This window comes from Dyadobacter endophyticus (genome assembly GCF_014641595.1).
GTDB classification, from domain to species: Bacteria; Bacteroidota; Bacteroidia; order Cytophagales; family Spirosomataceae; genus Dyadobacter; species Dyadobacter endophyticus.
Genome location: NZ_BMIA01000004.1, coordinates 422,210 through 442,130, shown reverse-complemented (window position 1 = coordinate 442,130; position 19,921 = coordinate 422,210). Strand labels below are relative to the sequence as shown.

At 51.0% G+C, this 19,921-nt stretch carries 17 protein-coding genes and 1 riboswitch; of the genes, 5 read left to right on the top strand and 12 right to left on the bottom strand.

Going from position 1 to position 19,921, the window contains the following annotated elements; genetic code table 11:
- Window positions 1-14: 14 nt before the first annotated feature.
- Together IEY24_RS26340 and IEY24_RS26335 are read right to left on the bottom strand one after the other, a co-directional pair.
- Window positions 15-1,925 carry a family 2A encapsulin nanocompartment cargo protein cysteine desulfurase gene (locus IEY24_RS26340; protein ID WP_188938080.1) on the bottom strand — a complete coding sequence of 637 codons (1,911 nt, stop codon included), beginning with the start codon at window positions 1,923-1,925 and terminating at the stop codon, window positions 15-17.
- Window positions 1,909-2,829 carry a family 2A encapsulin nanocompartment shell protein gene (locus tag IEY24_RS26335; RefSeq protein WP_188938078.1) on the bottom strand — a complete coding sequence of 307 codons (921 nt, stop codon included), beginning with the start codon at window positions 2,827-2,829 and terminating at the stop codon, window positions 1,909-1,911. The genes IEY24_RS26340 and IEY24_RS26335 overlap by 17 nt, the downstream gene beginning before the upstream one ends.
- Window positions 2,830-3,229: 400 nt before the next feature.
- Between IEY24_RS26335 and IEY24_RS26330 the strand changes: the two genes are divergently transcribed.
- Complete coding sequence (locus IEY24_RS26330) at window positions 3,230-3,679, top strand: transposase (protein WP_188938076.1); 450 nt, start codon at window positions 3,230-3,232, stop codon at window positions 3,677-3,679.
- A gap of 6 nt (window positions 3,680-3,685) precedes the next feature.
- Here IEY24_RS26330 and IEY24_RS26325 read toward each other — a convergent pair whose 3' ends face one another.
- The 3 genes from IEY24_RS26325 to IEY24_RS26315 form a co-directional block, all read right to left on the bottom strand.
- A complete protein-coding gene (locus IEY24_RS26325) occupies window positions 3,686-4,120 on the bottom strand; it encodes a hypothetical protein (RefSeq protein WP_188938074.1) in 435 nt (144 codons plus the stop codon).
- Between the two features lie 112 nt (window positions 4,121-4,232).
- Window positions 4,233-4,685: a hypothetical protein gene (locus IEY24_RS26320; RefSeq protein ID WP_188938072.1), complete on the bottom strand. Its 453-nt coding sequence runs from the start codon at window positions 4,683-4,685 to the stop codon at window positions 4,233-4,235.
- Window positions 4,686-4,794: 109 nt separating this feature from the next.
- A complete protein-coding gene (locus tag IEY24_RS26315) occupies window positions 4,795-5,904 on the bottom strand; it encodes a glycoside hydrolase family 26 protein (RefSeq protein WP_229223187.1) in 1,110 nt (369 codons plus the stop codon).
- Between the two features lie 205 nt (window positions 5,905-6,109).
- Between IEY24_RS26315 and IEY24_RS26310 the strand changes: the two genes are divergently transcribed.
- From IEY24_RS26310 to IEY24_RS26295, 4 genes are all read left to right on the top strand, one after another.
- Window positions 6,110-6,586 carry an Lrp/AsnC family transcriptional regulator gene (locus IEY24_RS26310; protein WP_188938071.1) on the top strand — a complete coding sequence of 159 codons (477 nt, stop codon included), beginning with the start codon at window positions 6,110-6,112 and terminating at the stop codon, window positions 6,584-6,586.
- A gap of 7 nt (window positions 6,587-6,593) precedes the next feature.
- On the top strand, window positions 6,594-7,541 hold the full coding sequence (locus IEY24_RS26305; RefSeq protein ID WP_188938068.1) for an EamA family transporter: 948 nt from the start codon (window positions 6,594-6,596) through the stop codon (window positions 7,539-7,541).
- Between the two features lies 1 nt (window position 7,542).
- Window positions 7,543-8,406 (top strand): chromate resistance protein ChrB domain-containing protein, encoded by an 864-nt coding sequence (locus IEY24_RS26300; protein ID WP_188938065.1) that lies wholly within the window; start codon window positions 7,543-7,545, stop codon window positions 8,404-8,406.
- Window positions 8,407-8,482: 76 nt separating this feature from the next.
- Window positions 8,483-9,022 (top strand): hypothetical protein, encoded by a 540-nt coding sequence (locus IEY24_RS26295; protein WP_188938063.1) that lies wholly within the window; start codon window positions 8,483-8,485, stop codon window positions 9,020-9,022.
- A gap of 6 nt (window positions 9,023-9,028) precedes the next feature.
- On the opposite strand, the gene IEY24_RS26290 is transcribed toward IEY24_RS26295, so the two are convergent.
- The 7 genes from IEY24_RS26290 to IEY24_RS26260 all read right to left on the bottom strand — a co-directional run bounded on the left by IEY24_RS26290 (window position 9,029) and on the right by IEY24_RS26260 (window position 19,912).
- A complete protein-coding gene (locus tag IEY24_RS26290) occupies window positions 9,029-9,283 on the bottom strand; it encodes a hypothetical protein (RefSeq protein WP_188938060.1) in 255 nt (84 codons plus the stop codon).
- A gap of 125 nt (window positions 9,284-9,408) precedes the next feature.
- Window positions 9,409-10,854 carry a SusD/RagB family nutrient-binding outer membrane lipoprotein gene (locus IEY24_RS26285; protein WP_188938058.1) on the bottom strand — a complete coding sequence of 482 codons (1,446 nt, stop codon included), beginning with the start codon at window positions 10,852-10,854 and terminating at the stop codon, window positions 9,409-9,411.
- Between the two features lie 14 nt (window positions 10,855-10,868).
- The gene (locus IEY24_RS26280; protein ID WP_188938056.1) at window positions 10,869-14,063 is read right to left on the bottom strand and encodes a SusC/RagA family TonB-linked outer membrane protein; all 3,195 of its coding nucleotides are present in this window, start codon (window positions 14,061-14,063) and stop codon (window positions 10,869-10,871) included.
- A 100-nt stretch (window positions 14,064-14,163) separates the two neighbouring features.
- Window positions 14,164-15,342 (bottom strand): cysteine desulfurase family protein, encoded by a 1,179-nt coding sequence (locus IEY24_RS26275; protein WP_188938053.1) that lies wholly within the window; start codon window positions 15,340-15,342, stop codon window positions 14,164-14,166.
- A 116-nt stretch (window positions 15,343-15,458) separates the two neighbouring features.
- A riboswitch (SAM riboswitch) is annotated at window positions 15,459-15,552 on the bottom strand.
- A 112-nt stretch (window positions 15,553-15,664) separates the two neighbouring features.
- Window positions 15,665-17,020 (bottom strand): sulfatase family protein, encoded by a 1,356-nt coding sequence (locus tag IEY24_RS26270; RefSeq protein WP_188938051.1) that lies wholly within the window; start codon window positions 17,018-17,020, stop codon window positions 15,665-15,667.
- A gap of 66 nt (window positions 17,021-17,086) precedes the next feature.
- Entirely contained in the window at window positions 17,087-18,517 is a 1,431-nt protein-coding gene (locus IEY24_RS26265) for a sulfatase (RefSeq protein ID WP_229223185.1), read from the bottom strand.
- A gap of 15 nt (window positions 18,518-18,532) precedes the next feature.
- Window positions 18,533-19,912, bottom strand: coding sequence for a sulfatase (locus IEY24_RS26260; protein WP_188938048.1), 1,380 nt, complete (start codon window positions 19,910-19,912; stop codon window positions 18,533-18,535).
- Window positions 19,913-19,921 lie beyond the last annotated feature (9 nt).

The window sequence follows — 19,921 nt, the reverse complement described above, 5'->3', positions numbered from 1 at the left end:
CGTTATTGCGAAAACTATGCTCTGCGGCCCCTGCCGCTTACCGCGAGCCGGTGCAGCGTAGCTACCAGCACGTCCACCTCCTCACAGGTATTATAAAATGCGAGGGAAGGCCGCACGGTCGTTTCGAGACCGAACCTTCTCAGGATGGGTTGTGCGCAGTGGTGGCCCGAGCGTACGGCGATTCCTTCTTTATTGAGCGCGGCACCTACTTCTTCGGTTTTATAACCATCTAGAACAAATGATAATACAGACGCTTTTTCCTTGGCAGTACCAATCAGCCTCAGTCCCGGAACATTCTTCATGAGGCCGGTTGCGTATTCCAGCAGGAAATGCTCGTACATATGAATGTTTTCGATACCCAGCTGGTTCACATAATCCAATGCCGCACCCAAACCGACCGCATCTGCAATATTTCCGGTACCCGCTTCGAACCGAGAGGGCGCATTATGGTATTGAATATGCTCGAATGTCACATCGACGATCATATTGCCTCCGCCCTGCCAGGGCTGCGTTGCATTCAGAATATCCTCTTTACCATATAATGCACCAATACCCGTCGGGCCAAACACCTTGTGGCCGGAGAATACAAACCAGTCGCAATTGAGCGCCGTAACATCGGTGCGCAAATGCGAAACGGATTGTGCGCCGTCGAGCAGCACCTTGGCCCCGGCGGCATGCGCCATTTCAATGATTTGCTTCGCGGGCGTTACGGTACCCAATGCATTCGAAACCTGCGTAAAGGAAACGAGTTTGGTTTTCGGGTTCAATAATCCTGCATAGGCATCGAGCAGGATCTGGCCATCGTCGTCTACGGGGATCACCCGCAGTACCAGTCCTTTTTTGTCTGCTAATTGCTTCCAGGGGACGATATTAGCATGGTGTTCGAGGTGGCTTACGATGATTTCATCGCCTGCGTTCAGATTCTGGTCGCCCCAGGTCTTGGCAACGAGGTTGATCGCTTCCGTTGTCCCGCGCACAAAAATGATTTCGTTTACCGATCCTGCGTTCAAAAACCCCCGCACCTTCTCACGTGCGCCTTCGTAGGCATCCGTAGCGCGGGCAGCAAGTTCGTGCGCGGCGCGATGGATGTTGGAATTTTCGTGTTCGTAGAAATAGCTGATCCGGTCGATCACCTGCCTCGGCTTCTGGGTTGTGGCCGCATTATCGAACCAGATAAGCGGCTTGCCATTCACGCGTTCCTTCAATACGGGAAAATCGTTGCGGACACGGTTTACATCGAATGGTATCCTGCCAGCCGGGCTTTGCAGAACCTGGCCAAGCTGGTCGCGATCCTTACCTACGTGGATATTATCGAGCGAAAAAGGTGAAAAGCTGTGCGGTATAAAATTCGAAACGCCCGGGATATGCGGCTTTTCAGTTAAATTTTCATTGAGAAAATAAAATGACGGCAGCGACGGCGAAGCCCCGGAAAAAGGCGGTTGCGCAGGGCTTCCGAAATTGGGTAGCCTGGTGAATACATCCGACAGGTCGTGTTGTGTATCGAACTGATAGGGCAACGTTGGATTGGTTTGCCCTGGGGCTTGTGTATTTCCTGGCGATATGCCTACTCCGGCAGCCGACGGCGGCACGTGGCCGTCGGTAAAATGCGGGTCGGGCAAACTCGTTTGCGGCTCGTTCAGATCGAAATCCTGATGCGAGCGCGAATACCCGGGTTCTGTCCCGGGGAAGAACCCGCGGTCAAATCCGGGAGCGAGCTCCTGGTGGATGATACCAAGCATCTTTTGTGCCCTCGGGTGGTCTTCGAGGTTCGGGGAGAATACGGGAGACGGCATTTCGCCCGGCAATGCCTTGAAAAGCTCGTTGGCGAGCCGCTCCAAAGCGCCGGCATCAGGCAAACGGCCCGAAGAACCGTCTGGGAAACCGTTTGGAATGCCATCCGGCAATCCGTCAATATTTGTACTCATGGTAGTTACCGATTTCTACATTCTCCAACACCGCAATCGCGTCATCCACCAACACGGCCAATGAGCAGTAAAGCGACACCAGGTACGAGGCGATCGCCTTGTCGTTGATGCCCATAAAGCGGACAGAAAGCCCCGGAGACTGCTCACCCGGCAGGCCCGGCTGGTACAACCCTACAACCCCCTGGCGGCTTTCGCCTGTCCGGAGCAAGAGAATTTTGGTTTTGCCGTCTTCAATGGGCACTTTATCGGAGGGAATCAGTGGAATGCCCCGCCATGTAATGAATTGAGAACCGAAGAGCGAGATCGTCGGAGGTGGAACGCCTTTGCGCGTACATTCGCGCCCGAATGCGGCGATGGCTTTCGGGTGCAACAGGAAGAACCCCGGCTCTTTCCATACTTTGGTCAGAAGCTCGTCGAGGTCGTCCGGCGTCGGCGGACCGAGGCGGGTTGAAATCTTCTGTTTATCGGCAATGCTTGAAAGCAGGCCATATTCGCCGTTATTGATCAGCTCGCTTTCCTGGCGTTCCTTAATACTCTCGATGGTCAGGCGCAGCTGCTCGCTGATCTGGTTGTAAGGCTTGCTGTACAAATCCGATACGCGGGTGTGCACATCGAGCACAGTATTGACGGCCGTCAGGTTGTACTCGCGTGGGTTTTCGACGTAGTCTATAAAGGTATGCGGCAGTTCGCGTTCATCGCGGCGGGAACAATCTACTTCTGCGGTGCTTCCTTCTTTTACCTTGTTCAGACGATACACGCCGGATTCTACCGGGATCCAGTTCAGCAAATGTGTGAGCCAGCGCGGAGTAATCGCCTCGAACTGAGGGACCGTACGGGTTGCGATCGCCAACTGCCGTGCCGCCACGTCACCCAGGGCAGTTTGATTTTGGTTTAACTTGGCCATTCTGTATTTGATTATTAATGAGAAACGAGCTGCATTGCACTGCCAGGCATTGCCGGGCAGCGGCCGGATTAACGATCACAAACATACGTGAACTATAAATCAGGCATTTAAAGAACCACAGAACCTGCCACCAGCCCTTTGCAAGCCCATTTCTCAAACCGGCCGGTACCCGTAGATTGTACCAATATAGTGTTTTCATTTATCAAATACCAGAAATAAAATTCGTCGATAAAGCACCTATGCCGATTAAAATTTGGCATATTTCCCTATCGTTTTAATAGAATTCGTGGATTGATCGATTTGGTAGCGTACCACTAAAAATATTCTATATAAATTCGATAGACTATATATTATATTATCTTTTTTCTTAGCTTTGGACATCTCAATCTATCATTTCAATATGCAAGCGGGCAATCTGATCGATATTTACAAAAACGAAACCATCGCAACGGAGGCATTCAAGGATTTCAGGTTAAGGCGTGGGATCATTTGCAAAAAATGCGGCGGCACACATCATTACTGGCTCGCCCCGAAGCAGCAGTTCCAATGCAAGCAATGCCGATTCCGCACTACTTTGCAAAGCGGCACCGTACTCGAAGGCAGCAAACTTCCGATCTCCTACTTTTTTATTGCGGTATATATGATCCTGAAAAAGGGCAATGCATTCACGATCCAGGATTTTCAGGAGGAAACCGGGCACAAATACTACGAGCCGCTCTACGATTTTGTCCGGAAGGTACGTACTTACCTGAACGCCAATGATCCGAACACGGTGCTGATTGATCTGGTGGAGTTGTTCAATTACCATTTGGTCAGCAGGAAGTTTCAGGGACGCGTGGTGCAGGATTGAAAGGGCTTAGAAAATCATCTTTTGGCCTTTTTCCGCGTACTGGACGGTACCGTCTTTGAATTTTGCATAGGCTCGGCAGGAAATGCAAGTTGTACCAACAGGATAGCCAATCTTTACTTCTTGCCTTACTCCGCCAACTTTTGCGGGTTCAGTAAACACGACCTTTTTATCCGTAATAAGCGGATCTTTGGTGATTTCGATACTGTCAATGACGTAGACAATGCCATACTCTTCAATGGGTTTGCTACCCAAGTCATCGATAACTATTCCAAAACTTTCTATCACACCACCCAATGGCAAAAACACCACCGGCCCTGTTTCGAACGCGAGCGGTTTCGGGTCAGCCTTGTCGGCTTCGCATGAGGTTATGCCGACAAGCAGCAGGACAGCCCCAAGGGTGGTGAGCAGGTTCTTTTTGAATGTGTTGCTTGTTGTTTTCATAATTGCCTTTGTTTTCGGCAATTATAAGAAGGCGAACAAACCCATTTCAAAGAATCCACCAAGCGGCAATCGCGGAATGATCCAACGGCTCCCGGAGTGGGGTTACCCAAGATTAGTAAGTTTTATTAATCCGGTTAGGTGCGTAGCGCACCTCGCCGCCGACCACTTTCGCGTAGGCGCGATAGGATAATGCATGCATACCGGTGGGAAGACTGATGTTGAAAGTTTCTGTATTGGCTCCTATCCTTGGGGCATTCTTGAACTTTGCCGTAGGATATGAACTGCCGATAACAAGGTTCACTGCGGTAGTATCGGGCAAAAATGCATACACAATGCCATACTCCTCGATCGGCACATTTCCCAGGCTTTTGAAATTGAGGTAGAAATTTTCTACCACCCCGCCTGACGCGCTAAAAGTGGCAGCACCAGTCTGTATTTCCGGAAGTAACCTGTCCGGCGCTGGCGTGGGGTTGTACTTCGGAGCGCAGGACGCAACGAACATCATAAGCGCACCGGTCAATGGTAAAAGGTTTTTGCGGCGGGTAAATTTGTGGATGAAAGTCATAAATCTTTTTCAGCAATTTTATATAAATCTAAATTCCAAAGCTACACTGTGACCGCAAGATAACAGATCAGCTCTCAGCCGGCACCCGCTTATTTATCGAACAACGCATTTATTTATACACCTCCTTTAAATCCTTCTCAAACAAAGTATAAGGATCATGGTAAAATTTCACGAAATCGGCTTCGCTGACTTGCCCGCGGAAGGGGGCGTAGTAATGCGTCGGACTTTTAGTATCATTGCGCCATACAAGCACGTAGGCCAGTTGCAATTTCCGGGCTTTTAACGTTTTGAGCAAAGTCTCTGTCCACCACGTCGGATTAGGAATGCTTTCGAGGCCGGTTTCGGTGAATGCCGCCAGCTTTCCGGCCTTTTGTGCGTATTCTGAAACAATTTCCAGCTTTTTCAAACCGGCTTCGAGGTTGTATTTGCCATCGCGGCCGAAGTCGCCGTAATTGTCCATCCCTACCATATCCACCCATTCGTTGCCGGGGTAGCGTTCGAGGAATTCATATTCCGAACTGAATTTATTGTCTGGTGAGAAGGCGTAAATAAAGTTATGCACGCCGAGCTGATCGCGGAGATAGGAAACGGTGAAGCGCCACACCGCGATAAAATCCTCACGCGAAGTATGCCCTTTCCCCCACCAGAACCAGTCGCCATCGAACTCGTGGAATGGCCGAAAGATCATCGGCGCCAGCGTACCGTCCTTCCCTTTCACCGAATGCGCAAAATCGGCTATCGTTTTGAGTATCAGTTTATATTGTTCGTGATGCGAACCGCCTGGTTTGATGAGTGCCATCGCAGGCTTTGAAACCCCGTCTTTCCAGTAAAAACCACCTTCCGAAGCCGGATTGGAGAAATGCCAGGCCACGGTGGTAATGCCTCCCCGGTTGTAAGTATCCACCACATTTTTCCGCAGCAAGGCTGCCGTTTTCGCAATTTCCGCCTCCGGCTGTCCCGATAATCCCATGAAATCAATGCCTATGACCGCGGGGTGCGAGCCGGTCACCGTTTTCACATCCGACCGCTCGTGATCGCCCGACCAGCCATGCCCGTACTCCGTCGCATGCTGATGACCGAACAGAATGTATTGCTCGGAAAGGTTTTTCAGGTTGCGGTAGAGCGCGGCAGTCTCCGGCGTTGCTTTCGGATCGATTTGCGCGATAGTCCCGACGGTACAAAACAGTACACTTAACAGGCTCATTACAAGTCTTTTCATCGGTGTATTTGTTCAGGATTTGAGATAATGCAAAGATCAACAATAATCGTATTCCGCACGATCACCATTTATTTTTCGATTATTTCGAATAAAATTCGAAATTTTTAACATTAAGACGAACTTTAATAATGTTTGAATTGTAACTTGTGAACAATATTCAAAATATACCTCATATTCTTGAATATAATTCTAACCTCACTGAATCATGAACGGAACAGACATTGTCCTTGACAAGACCGACCTGAGCATTCTCCGCCTCATGCAAGAGAATGCACGCATGACCAATGCCGACCTCGCACGTGAGCTGGAAATGGCTCCCTCGGCAGTGCTGGAAAGGGTCAAGAAGCTGGAACAAAAACAGGTCATCGTCAAATACACGACACGCATCAATCCGGTGGCGCTGGGTCAAACGCTGCTGGCTTTCATTGCCATGAAATCGTCGGAGGGAATGGGCAGCAACAATACGGCCAAGGAGCTTGCCAAAATACCGGAAGTGCAGGAAGTACACCATATCGCAGGGGAAGATTGCTACATGGTGAAGGTCCGCACGGCCGATTCCGCCTCGCTCATGGATCTGATGCGCAACAAGTTCAGCAAAATACAGAATATCACGTCCACACGCACTACGATCGTGCTTGAAACGGTCAAGGAAGAGCAACAATTAGTCATACCCGTTAAATGAAATCATCATGCAAACATCTGCAAAAGCTCCGTCAACATTAATGGTGGTACTGGCATTCGCCACGGTTTACATCGTTTGGGGATCCACTTATTTCTTTATCCAGAGGGCTTTGGAAGGATTTCCGCCGTTTTTCCTCGGAGCATTTCGTTTTATTATCGCCGGCTTGCTGATGCTGGCGTGGAGCCTTATGCAGGGCGAAAAAGTATTTTCCTGGAAAATAATGAAACCCGCCCTGATTACGGGCCTGTTGCTCCTGTTCGTCGGCAATGGGGTGGTCATCTGGGTTGAGCAATTTCTGCCGAGCGCCATGGTGGCCATTATGATATCGTCATCACCGATTTGGTTTGTACTTTTGGATAAGCCCAAATGGTCGGAAAATTTAAGCAACAAATCCACGATTCTGGGGCTGGTGGTTGGTTTCGCAGGAGTAATACTGCTGTTTTACGAAAAAATAATGGCTACCATGTCGTCGCTGAACAGCGGCCGCGATCTCTTTGCAATGGTATTGGTCGTGGGCGGTTCGATGGCCTGGGCGGGCGGCTCCTTGTATTCCAAATACAACTCAGTTTCCAACTCCGCCACGGTCAACTCGACGTGGCAAATGCTGGCCGCTGGCATCGCGTTTGTTCCCGGCGCATTTTTTTCGGGCGAATTTGCGTCTGTCGACCTCGCCGCCATCCCGCTGAATGCCTGGCTTTCGACCATTTACCTGATCATGTTCGGCTCGATTGCCGCTTTCAGCGCCTATGTGTGGCTGTTGAAAGTGCAGCCCGCTACCAAGGTGAGTACGTATGCCTACGTGAACCCCGTCGTAGCCGTGATGTTAGGCATTTTCTTCGCCCATGAAACCATCACGCCATTACAGATTTCCGGGCTGATCGTGATTTTGGGAAGTGTTCTTTTGATTAATTTGCACAAATACAAAAAGCCTAAGCAGGTGGCCACCACCTACTAATATGAAATGGATCACCCGCGAACGCCCGAAAATCGACCGCCTCGCTTGCCCGTGGCTTATTCGGCGATTTATCGACGCCCATGCGGAAATCATTTATGTACCTGAAAACGAGGTACTGAACCAGGCCGAAAAACTCGACGCCACGCCATTCGACATTCCGGGCGTCGAGTTCACACATTATGACGACCAATGCACGTTCGACTATTTTATCAGGAAGTACGAGCTGAAAGATCCCGCGCTGCACATCCTCGCACCCATCGTGCGCGGGGCTGATACCGACGACCACGCCATCGCATTGCAGTCCTCGGGGCTCTGGGCCATTTCGGCCGGACTGGCTTACAATACCCAAAATGATCAGGAATTGCTGGAAAAGGGAATGCTGATTTACGACGCGCTATATAGCTGGGCAATGCATTTGAGGAAAGAAAAGCACACGCAGAGCCCAACCGAACATTTGCTTTTACAGATCTATAAAACCTACATCAGCAACAAAGAAGAAAAGAAAACGAAGGTGCCCGCCTGGACGAAAGACCTCAAAAACATGATCCAGGACCACATTGATACCAATCTGAACCTGAACCTGAAAATCGCGTCCGAAGAACTGGACGTGAACCCGGCCTATTTGTCGCGGGAGTTCTCGCGGTATTTCGATAATCTTTCGTTTGGCGAGTACATTCGCAAGCAGCGTATCGAAAAAGCCATTCAATTGCTCGAATTCTCGGAGGATACTTTGGCCGAAATCGCTTACCTGACCGGATTTTCAGATCAAAGCCATTTTAACCGCGTTTTCAAGGCACATACAGGTCAAACGCCTTCGGAATACAGAAAAGCTTTCCGAAAAGGTAAAGGAAATACAAAACGTTAAAATCGTTCTATCCTGCCCGGCAATTGGTTTATAGAATTGCATTGCGGTTTCCGCTTTCATTCTAAAACTAATGGTTATGCTCCGTCATTTTACCGGAAAACTCCTTTTTACGCTCTGTACATTCATTTCACTCCCATTCAGCGCTGCACGTGCACAACAGCAAGCGCAGCCTGCTGCCGCGCCCGTATACCCGCGTGTGGCGGGCTACGTAGGCATTCTGCACCCCATCGTCACGTTCAGCAATGAGGGTACAACCACCAATTTCGACAGCTACTATGTTGTGGGCCTGCCTACTGGCATTAATATCTGGAAAAGCTCGAAAATAGGATTTTCGGCGGAGTTTGTCCCGTTAATCAGGGCCGAGAAAGGGACCAGCAAGATGGCCAATTTCCTGTTCCATCCGGGCATTCTTGTGACATTAGCACCCGGGCTGACCTTCGCAGGCCGTGCCGCATTCGAGACGGCCGGGAGGTACGGCTTTACGCCGGTTTTGAATAAAATCGTGAAGAAAAATAAGAACAGCGGCTATTTTGTGGCAGTTCCGGTGCCGTTCCGCTTCGGGAACGGACACCCGGCGTCCGTCACAGTAGGGTTTCAGTTTGGGATCACATTCTGATCACGATCAACAACACAAAGAGCTATCCATGATCCGTTCAACTTCTGAAATGTCGCGATTACGGCGGATCAGTGTCATGATTTTTTCGAAGTCGATCAGCTGGGAGGCCTCGAACGCGATTACGCCCACGAAGCTTTTGCCTTTGCTGATAAAATTCAAATGCCTGATCTTCACGCCTTTTACAGACTCCACACTGGAAGTTATTTTGTGCAGGTTGGCGGCATTCCGGTAAATGACCCGGAGAAAAAACGTTTTGTTCATTGGTGTTGATGTTTATGGGGTTTGTTGAGAATATCGGGGCCGCCGCCATTCGACGACGGCCTCTACTACCTTTACGCCCCAACCGGCGATTTGGTGCCAGCTGGGCACATTAAATTTTGTTAAAATTAGAATGCATCGAACCAAAGCCTGGTCGTCAGGCGGTCTTCACCCTGGGCGGCTACGGCTGCTTTGTAATTGGCTGCATTCAATGCCTGCTCGCCGGTGGGGTATGTGAGGCGCAGCGGCAATTTGCCGTTCAGAACACCTGCATAGGCGGGTTTCAGCTGCGGGTAATCCAGCCGGCGCCATTCTGCGAATGCTTCCAGGCCCTGGCTGAACAATGCAATCCACTTCTGCTCCCCGATTGATTTTTTAAAGGTTGCCGCATTGTAAGCTACCGATGGCTGGGCCAAATAGGCTGTAATGTCCGCATTACCTACTTTGAACTGCTGCAACGAAGCTGTCACTGCCGCTTTGTACAGATCAGGCGCACTCTCGGAAATAAAACCGCGCTGTGCAGCTTCCGCGAGGTTAAACAACACCTCCGCGTAGCTTACAAAAACCGCCGGCGAAGCAGCAGCCGTGAAATAGTCGCCCAGTTTAGAGGTTTTGGTAAAACCCAGTTTCGCCGCCGAATCGGCAGGAAGGCCGTTTGTTACACCAATGTAGCCGGTAGGCGTCGCATCCACGGTTTTGTTCGCGAAAACAGCAAGACGCGGGTCTTTCAGCTCCTGCAACTTATCGATGATCGATTTGCTGACGCGGTAATCGTCGCGGGTTTCACGGTCGCGGGAAACGGGATTCTGATTGGGCGAGGCGAGGTAAATCAGCTGCGCGATCTCGTCATTGGACGCAATGAGCGCCGTTTTGTCTTTGGCCAGTTCCGTAACGACCGCTTTGGCGGTTTCAGGTTCCTTGTCGGCAATGCGCAAGGCAATACGCAGACGCAGGGAATTGGCAAATTTCTTCCATTTGGTGAGGTTGCCATTGTAAACGAGGTCGCCGCCAATCGGTGCGCCGGTGGTATTGATCAGTTCGGTTGCCTTTTTGAGGTCATTCAAAAGACCGAGGTAGACATCCTTTTGTGAATCATACTTGGGCGTCAGTGTCTCTTCCAGTTTCAGTGCCTGGCTGTAAGGAATGTCGCCGTACAAGTCGGTCAGTAATTGAAATGACCACGATTTCAGGATCAGGCCTACCGCCTGGTAGTTGGTATTCCCACTCTCCTCCCCGAGTTTGATGATCGTTGCGAAGTCGGTCAGCCCCTGCGAATAGAGGTTCGTCCAGACGTTCTGCACATTGGCAATACTCACGGTGTACTTATCGGGGTCCGTATATTGGATTTTGGCCCAATGCTGTATGAACAACGTGGTTGTTTCCATCGACGCATCCGAGCCGAGCGTCAGGTCCGCATTCGATTTGATCGCGTTCGCCAGCAAATATTCCGGCTGTGCCTTGATCGCCTCGTTCGGGTTGGTATTGGTTTCTTCCAGTTGATCCTGGCAAGCCGTCAATAACAGGCTGGCGGCAGCGATCACAAATCCTTTGGTAATAATATGATTGGTACGCATGAATTCGGGTTAATTTAGAAGCCTAATGAAATATTGAATCCGTAAGAAGCGGTCGTCGGCAGCTGCAACGATTCGAGTCCCTGTCCGGTATTGCCGGTATTGAATGCCGTTTCAGGATCGATATTGTCCGCTTTCTTTTGCAGGAACGCCAGGTTACGGCCGTACAGCGAGAACACGAGGCTTTGCAGTTTGAATTTGGAAATGAATGTCTGCGGAACCGTGTAACCCAATTTCACCTCGCGCAATTTGATGAACGATGCATCGAACACGCTCGCTTCGTTGATACCGGCGCTGTTGCTGTAAACACCTTTGTAATAGCGCTCCGCCGGCACGATCACCGTGTTAGGCTTGCCATCTGTCGCTACGCCTTTGGCAATAATACCATCGTCGTACACGACCGCACCTGTCGGGGCGGCGGCGGCATTGGCTACCTGCACGGCCACCCCGGCTTTGTTGTTGCCCGGGTAATAGTAGGTCAATCCGCCATGATCGGCATCGCGGCCCGCCAAAGTCGATTTCAGTACGCCCGTGTAGCGGCCGGTAGCATTGGTAGCCGAGTAAATGGAGCCGCCTTGCTTGGTATCGATGAGTACGCTCAAATTAAACCCTTTGAAAGAAAATGAGTTGTTGATGCCCCCCATCCATTTCGGCGTATAGTGCCCCAGTACCTGCAAGCTCGGGTTCTTCGTAGGTAATCCATTCGCACCAATAACCTGCTCGCCTGCCTCGTTCCGTGCAAATGCAGAGCCAAAAATAGCGCCATAGCCAAGCCCTTTGCTCGCATAAACGGTTACGCCGTTGGTACCCAGTTTGTAATCGTTCAGGAAGCCCTCGTCGTCGAGTTCCACCACTTTGCTGCGGTTTCTCGAAAAATTAATCCCGATATCCCATCTGAAACCCGATTCCGTTTCGATAGGCTTCACATTCAGCATGGCCTCGACACCCCGGTTGTTGATGTGCCCTGCGTTCAGAAGTTTCTGTTTATAACCCGTAGAAGGGCTTACATCCGCACGCAATATCTGGTTATAGCTATCTGTATTATAATAACTTACGTCCAACCGAACCCGATTACGGAACAATGCCACGTCGGCCCCTATTTCTGTCGACTGGGTAATTTCAGGTTTCAGATTCGAGCTTAATAACACGTCCGAAACCGTCAGCAAAGGCGCGCTGCCGAAGGGCTGGTTGAATGGATAAGTGTTCACCAGTTGATAAGGATCCGTGTCCTTACCCACCTCGGCCCAGCCGCCGCGGAGTTTGGCATAGGTAAGCACGTTGGACTTGATATTGAATGCGTCAGTCAACACCAAACTCGCATTCACCGACGGGTAGAAGTACGAATTATTACCGGTAGGCAAGGTCGACGACCAGTCGTTACGGGCAGTCAGGTTCAGGAACGCGTAGTTGCGAAAACCCACTTGCGCCGAACTGAATGCACTGTAAACCTTTTGCTTGCGTAGCACATTATAAGACACAAGCGGGTCGCGGGAGTTATTCAGCGTGTACAAATCGGCCACTGCCAGGCGAGGTGCTTGCTGGTAGTTCTGCTCGTTAAAGTTGCTGCGAATGTTCCCGCCCACGAGCCAGTCGAGTTCAAAATCCGGACTTACGCTTTTGTGAAAGTTGAAATTGAAATCGGTATTGTTCTCGTTTACGACGTAACTATCCTCGGTGTAGGAGCCGTATGGTGTCCCGTTGGTGCCGTAAGCGACCTTAAACTTGCGTTTGTCGTTATAATAGTCATTACCGGTACGCACATTGGCAGTGAGCCAGTCGGTGATTTTATAGGACAAATTCACATTGCCGAAAAAGCGGTCGCGACGCTGCTGGGCGGTGTTTTCATATTGCAGCAGGTAAGGATTGCTGTAATAGCTGTGGTTCCAGTTGTAATCAAAACCGCCTTTGTTGTAATCCTTCAATAATTCGGTATCCACCTGGCGACCAAACCACAGGAATTGGAGCATTACGCTGCTTCCGCGGCCAGAAGTACCGGGCAGGTTGTCCGAGGCGCTCCGGGCAAAATTCGCACTCGTCGAGAGCGTCAGCTTGTCGTTCAACCGGTAAGTCGTATTCACCCCGAATGAATTTTTGGAAATATCCGTATTCGGGATCACCCCTGTTTGTTTGCTGTTGTTGAATGAAAAACGGTAATCCAGCTTGTCGTTCGAGCCGGCAACCGACACGCCGGTTGTGCGCGTGTGGCCTGTTTCAAAGAAATTCTTCACATTGTCGGGATGTGCAACAAACGGGGCCGCCGCGCCATTCGAGAAGAACTGCGGGATGAGCCGCCCGTCCATTCTTGGCCCCCAGCTTTCGTCGGTCGCGTCGTTGATACCGCCGCCTTTTCCGTTGACATAGGAAAATGCACCGCCGGTTCCCTGGCCAAAAACGTTCTGATATTCAGGCAATACCAGTAGTTTTTCGGAAGAATAACCAAAATTCAGATTCACGCCGAGGCCGCGTTGCGCACCTTTCCCTGATTTGGTTTTAATCAAAATCACCCCGTTGGAAGCGCGTGAACCGTACAATGCAGCCGCATTGGGTCCTTTCAAAACGCTAATCGACTCGATGTCGTTCGGGTTAATGTCGGCGATCGCATTCGCAAAGTCACGCGAGCCGTTGGCTCCTGCGCCCAGCTGCGAGTTATCAACCGGGATACCGTCCACGACAAAAAGCGGCTGGTTATTACCTGCAATGGACGTTTCGCCCCGGATCACGATCCGCGACGAGCCCATCCCGCCCTGGGTATTGGTGATGTTCACACCGGCGATCTTGCCCGACAATGCGTTCACCAGGTTACCCTCGCGCGCCTCGGCCACGTCCTTGGTCTGCAACTCCTGCACCGCATAACCGAGCGATTTCTTCTCTTTGGCAATGCCGAGCGCAGTAACCACTACCTCCTGCAAGATTGTCTCGTCGCTTTCGAGCTGCACGTCGAGCCTGCCGTCGCGCGGGACGGGTAACTCAATGGATTTCAAACCGATAAACGAAAATTTCAATATCGAACCGGCGTCGGCCTCGATGGCGTAATTGCCGTCGCCGTTGGTGGATGTGCCTTTGGAAGTGCCTTTGATGAGGACAGTCACGCCGGGCAGCGTTTCGCCCTTGGTGGAAGTCACCTTACCGGCAACCTGGATCGTTTGTGCCTGCACCGGTTGCAGCCAGGCGACACTGAACAGGAGGAAAATCAACACTAGATTTCTTTTCATGATGTGAATTGAAAGTTTACTCTACTTATTTTATAGATTTAATATACAAATGTAATACAACAAAAGACATTACCATACCCGGGCGCCTGTTTTGCACAAATTATGCCCAGCTGGCGGTCCTTTTCCAGCCTGTATGCGCGGACAAAGCCGGATCGGATTCGTAAATCCGCGTGATGGCATTGACCACAAGGTCCAGCTCTTCGAAAGTATTGAATTTGGAAAATGAGAAGCGGACGTTCTCTTTATCGGCCTCGCACGCCAGCGCCTGTATCACATGCGACGCGCCCCCGCCCTGGCAGGCGCTCCCTCCCGAAACCGCGATTCCGATCTGATCCAGTTTCGCCACCACGCTTCCTGTGCTCAAACAGGGAAATGACACGTTCAGCACGTTAGGAACGCTGTTTTCGATGGATTTACTCTCGCCATTATAACAAATACCCTCGATACCGCTGATCGCCAGCTTCGAAATAAGGTATTGTTTCAGTTTACAGACCTTGCTCCGGCTTGCGTCCAAATTGCGATAAGAAACTTCGAGTGCCTTAGCCAGCCCGACTATCCCGACGACATTCTCCGTCCCTCCGCGTTGGCCGCGCTCCTGTCCGCCGCCGTAAATCAGCGGTTTCAGGTGGTGTTTTTTATGAATGTAAATAAATCCAACACCTTTCGGGCCGTGGAACTTATGGGCCGATCCTACAAGAAAATCGATATCCGTTTCCGCCAGATCGAACTGCACTTTGCCCATCGTTTGCGTTGTGTCGGTAAAAAACACGGCATTATACCGCCTGGCCAGCAAACCGATCGCCTGAATATCCGTCACATTGCCGATCTCGTTGTTCCCGTGCATAAGTGCGATGAGCGTGCGCGGGTTCGCCCGAAGGAGGTTTTCGAGATGGTACAGATCCACGTTGCCGCGCTCATCGAGTTTCACGAAACTGGTTTCGATATCGCCTTCTTTTTCGTGGCGTTTCAGCGTTTGTAAAACCGCCTTGTGTTCGATGCGGCTGGAGATGACGTGGCTGAGATCGTAAGCCTGGATCGCACCGGACAATGCGAGGTTGATTCCCTCCGTCGCGCCGGCGGTGAAATAAATCTCTTCCGGAGAAGCTCCCAGCAGATGCGCTACCGTACGGCGCGCATTATCTACTGCTTCTTTCACTCTTCTTCCCGCACTGTGCGCAGAAGAAGGATTGGCGTAATGTGTGGTCAAAAATGGCAGGATCGCCTCAATCACTTCCGGGTCCAGCGCGGTCGTGGCCGCATTATCCAGATAAATTTCCATGTGCCTTTGTTTGTTGTTGATCAAAGTTTGCCAGCGGTAGTGCACACGTATCCCACGGCTTGCAACAGCCTGGATTACTACGCAATACCAGATTCACTACTGTGGTTGGATTTTCAGATTTATCAATAGAATTAGGTTGGGGCACCTTGACGAGTCACAGGTTGCCAGAAGATCACAGAGCCTAACCTCTCCCTTCGTTCTCGATAAATCTACAAATTCGATAGACAAAGATTGATAAAAGATTTTAAGAATGCAAAATAACGAGGGCGTTTTTTTGAAATTTCCGCCCTTGTTTTCGAAACGCAGGTAACAAACGCCCTCGTTATTTCACTTCTCTTTTCAACTCTTCATACCGCTTTCTAAGCTTTGCCAAGTGCGTTTTCTCCGAAGAACGCTTCGCAAGGTTCACCGTCTCATGCGGATCTTTGGCGTTATCGTAAAGCTCCTCATACCCATGCTCTGTGTAAAGCATGTATTTCAAATCCTCAGTCACAACACCTTCCACTTTCGGCAAGCGGGGGCTTCCCAGGTAGGTATGTTCATAGAAAAAATCCTTGCGGGCCGGCAACTTCTTTTGCTCGACGGCGAGGAGATTGTAGCCCTGAACAGCGGATGGTGCTCCTAGGCCTGCGGCAGAAAGAATAGTCGGCGCAATATCGATATTCAATGCAAGTTGATTGGAGGACCGGCCTTGCAGGCTTTTCGGCAACGCGCCACCGGAGATGATCAGCGGCACACGAATGGATTCTTCAAAACCAAACCACTTACCTTCCAAACCATGCTCGCCAAGCGAAAAGCCATTATCACCCATGAAGATAATGAGGGTATTCTGATCGATTTTCAGGTCTTTGAGCTGCGCTACCATATTGCCCACTACTTCGTCGACGCCGGTAATGAGGCGGTAGTAATCGCGGGTGGTTTGCCGGCGCAGTTCGGGCGTCGATAGCAATGGCTTCCACCGGTCGCGGCCGATGTTCTGGTCGGTGCGAAAGAATGCCGGGAGGCTGTCCCAATACTGCGGCGCGGCAGTGAGCGGGTCGGGGATTTTTACGTTTTCGTATGAGGGTTTGAAACGCCTCTGAACGGGATATTGCGGCGGGTTACCGTCGAGCTCATGCGGTGCTTTGAAGCTTACCGAGAGGCAGAAAGGGGCTTCCTTACCCGCAAAACGTTCTAGAAATTGCGTAATATCCTTGCCGACACTATCGGTGTGGTGAATGAGATGACCGCTTTGATTGACCAGCTCATATGGTGGCTGGCCTTCCTTTTTCGCAGCCCAGTAATCAAACAGCGTATCCGGCTGATTCTTCACCCCGATCCCGAATTTACCTATGAAACCAATCTTGTAACCCGCCTTTTTCAGCAATGCCGGATAGGTGTCGGCCAGGGCAGCGGGTTTGAAATCCACATTAAAATCGTTGATCCCGTGCCTCGACATGTATTGACCACTCAACAAACTTGCGCGGCTCACCATGCATATGGCCGTGGTTACATGCGCATTCCGGAACAAAATTCCCCGTTTCGCCAACGCGTCGAGGTGCGGGGTTTGGATAATATTGTTTCCCATCGCACCCAGCGCATCCCAGCGGTGATCGTCGGTAAGAAGGAAAATGATATTGGGCCTTTTTGCCTGCTGCCCAATTGCCCCCTGTGCAAACAACAGCAGGGCGATAATCATAGTCTTTTGCATTATCGTACAAAGCCAAATAACCTTCGAATCTTTGACATGACCCTATATTTTTCCCTATTTCGCTGCCGCTTGCTCCGCTTCGGGATAGCCCTTCTTCAACAACACAGCCAGCTCGTTGACCGTAATCACGAAATTATTGTCCTTCGCCAGATTGGTAAATTCGCCCGGGTCTTTTTGGTGATCATACAGTTCCACACCAGCCTTGCCCGCATCCCATTCGGTATAGCGGAAACGTTCCGTACGTACACTGCGCCCGAAAATTTGGCCTCTCCGAACCTGTGTATAGGCAGGTTTATTCCAAACGGCAGACGGGTTTTTGAGCAGCGGCGTGAGGCTTTTGCCCTGCAAATTCTGCTTAGGATCGAGCCCGCATAGCTCGGCCAGTGTCGGGTAAATATCGACGAGCTCCACCGTCCGACCGGATGCTTTTCCCTTCGTACCGCCCGGAACGGAGATGATCAGCGGCACGCGCGCGGAGTTTTCGAAAAGGCTTTGTTTCATCCACTGCCCGTGCTGACCAACGTTATAACCATGATCGCTCCAAAGCACGATAATGGTTTTTTCGGCGAGTTTCAGTTTGTCAACGGCATCAATAAGTTTCCCCACCTGCGCATCCATGAAAGTGATAGTTGCATAATAGGCCCGCAATGCCTCACGACGTTTCACTTCATCGAGCCCCCAGTGCGGCGGTTTGGTAAACAATGCAGCCTCGGGAACGTCGTCGAGGTCATTGGGGATCTCTTTGGGAAGTGGCACCTTGTCTACCGGGTACATATCAAAGTATTTCTGGGGTGCCACGTAAGGCGTATGCGGCCTGAAAAAGCCGACGGCAAGGAAAAACGGCTCATTCTTTTTCTCGGTCATAATTTTGATTGCCTCACTGGCGATTAGCCCGTCGGTCTGCTCCTCGTCGGTGCCTTCGGTGGCCCGCCATGCCAGCGCGCTGCCGAGACCGCGGTCGGGCGTGAGGTTTTTGATCAACGCCTCCTCAGCCTTGTCCCGGCCCTTGGGATTCACACGCTGGTTCCACGAATCCGGGTCGTCGAGTCCGTCGGTACCGATCTGGCCCGGTACGCCGTAATGGTAGATCTTTCCAACCCGCGCACTGTAATAGTCGTTGTTTTTGAAAAGCTGCGGCAGCGTGACTATATCTGGCAGGTTTTTGCGAAAATGAGTCTGCAACTCGTAAATCTTCGTCACATCGGGCCGCTGGCCGGTGAGCAACGACGAACGGCTCGGGCTGCAAAGCGGAAATTGTGTGTAAGCCTTATCGAACCGGACGCCGCGTTTGGCAAGCCGGTCGATATTCGGGGATTTGACGAATGTATTGCCGTAAGTACCGAGGTCGTTGTTCAGGTCGTCGACCGCGATAAACAGGACATTGTACTTCGGTTTGGCCTTATCGTCGCCGTCGGCGGCAACCGACGCCGCAAAAGGGGTGAGTGACAGCGCCGCCAGCGCCAATAATGCATATTTTTTCATCATAGATTATAGTTTGATTTACTCCTTACCCTCTTTCACGGTGGGCGCATCCTTTGCATTGTTTTTTGGCAAAGACTTTGCCAGCTCCGCCTTCACCGACGCATATTTCACGTCATTAGCCAGGTTTTTCCATTCCTGCGGATCGGCATCATGGTCGTAAAGCTCCTCTGAGCCGTCATTGTAGCGGATATAGCGGTATTGCTCAGACCGCACCGCATGATTGCCGAAACCATGCGTGGTAATCGAAGGATGGTTCCACGCAGCTGCCGGGTTTTTCAGCAGGGCCACAATACTATTCCCCTCCACACCCTTTTTAGCAGGTAATTTACACAATTCGGTGAGGGTCGGGTAAATATCCATCAGGTTCACCGTGCGTTCCGAAACACCACTGGCTTTGGACAAACCGGGTGCATAGACGATAAACGGCACCCGCGAAGCCTCTTCCCACAAGGCAAACTTCCGCCAATGTTCCTTTTCGCCCAGGTGCCAACCATGGTCGCCTAAGAAGACAATTACCGTATTTTTGGCATACTCGCTGTTCTCCAACGCATCGAGCAAGCGGCCGATCTGCCCGTCGGCAAACGTAATGCTGGCCAGGTACCCTTGTACCGCTTTTTCCCATTGCTTATGCTCGACGATAAACTTATGATCGCCCTTCGGCTTGGCGATTTTCACACCGGCATCCGGCACGTCCTGCAAGTCGTTGGCAATGGTTTTGGGTAGTTTAATGGAAGAGAGCGGATATTGGTCAAAATACTTTTGAGGGACGTACCAGGGCAAATGCGGCCTCGTGAAACCCACAGCCAGAAAGAATGGCTTTTCATGTTTATCCTTTAAAAAACCAATCCCTTCATTCACTACCTTATAATCACCCATATCCTCATCCTGCACATTCACAGGGCTCCAATCGAAATGCGCGAAACCATTTACCGGGGCTTTGGGAGGCTCGGGCGATTTGGGCACATCGAAATAGGAAGGCCAGGAAGCCTTGTCGTTGAATGCATTATGGAAAATCTTGCCCGCTCCCTTCACTTCATAGCCATTGGCCGTGAAATACTGAGGGATGGTCACCGCATCCTTCAACACAGGGCGCCAGGGCTGGTTGTTATGGTAAACGCCCGAGCTCGACGGCCTCACGCCCGTAAGCAAGCTTGCCCGCGAGGGATTACACGCGGGTGCAGAGCAATATGCTCTCGTAAAAATCACCCCCTTCTTCGCCAGCTTGTCGATATTCGGCGTTTTGATACCCGGATACCCGCCAAAAGGCGCTATCCAATCGTTCATGTCATCGACCGCGACGAATAGGACGTTGTATTTGATGTCTTGGGCAAATGCATCCAGGGCTGGTAACGCCGCCAATGCCAGCAGCAATGCTGTCCTTTTGAATCTTCTGATCATCGTATCCAT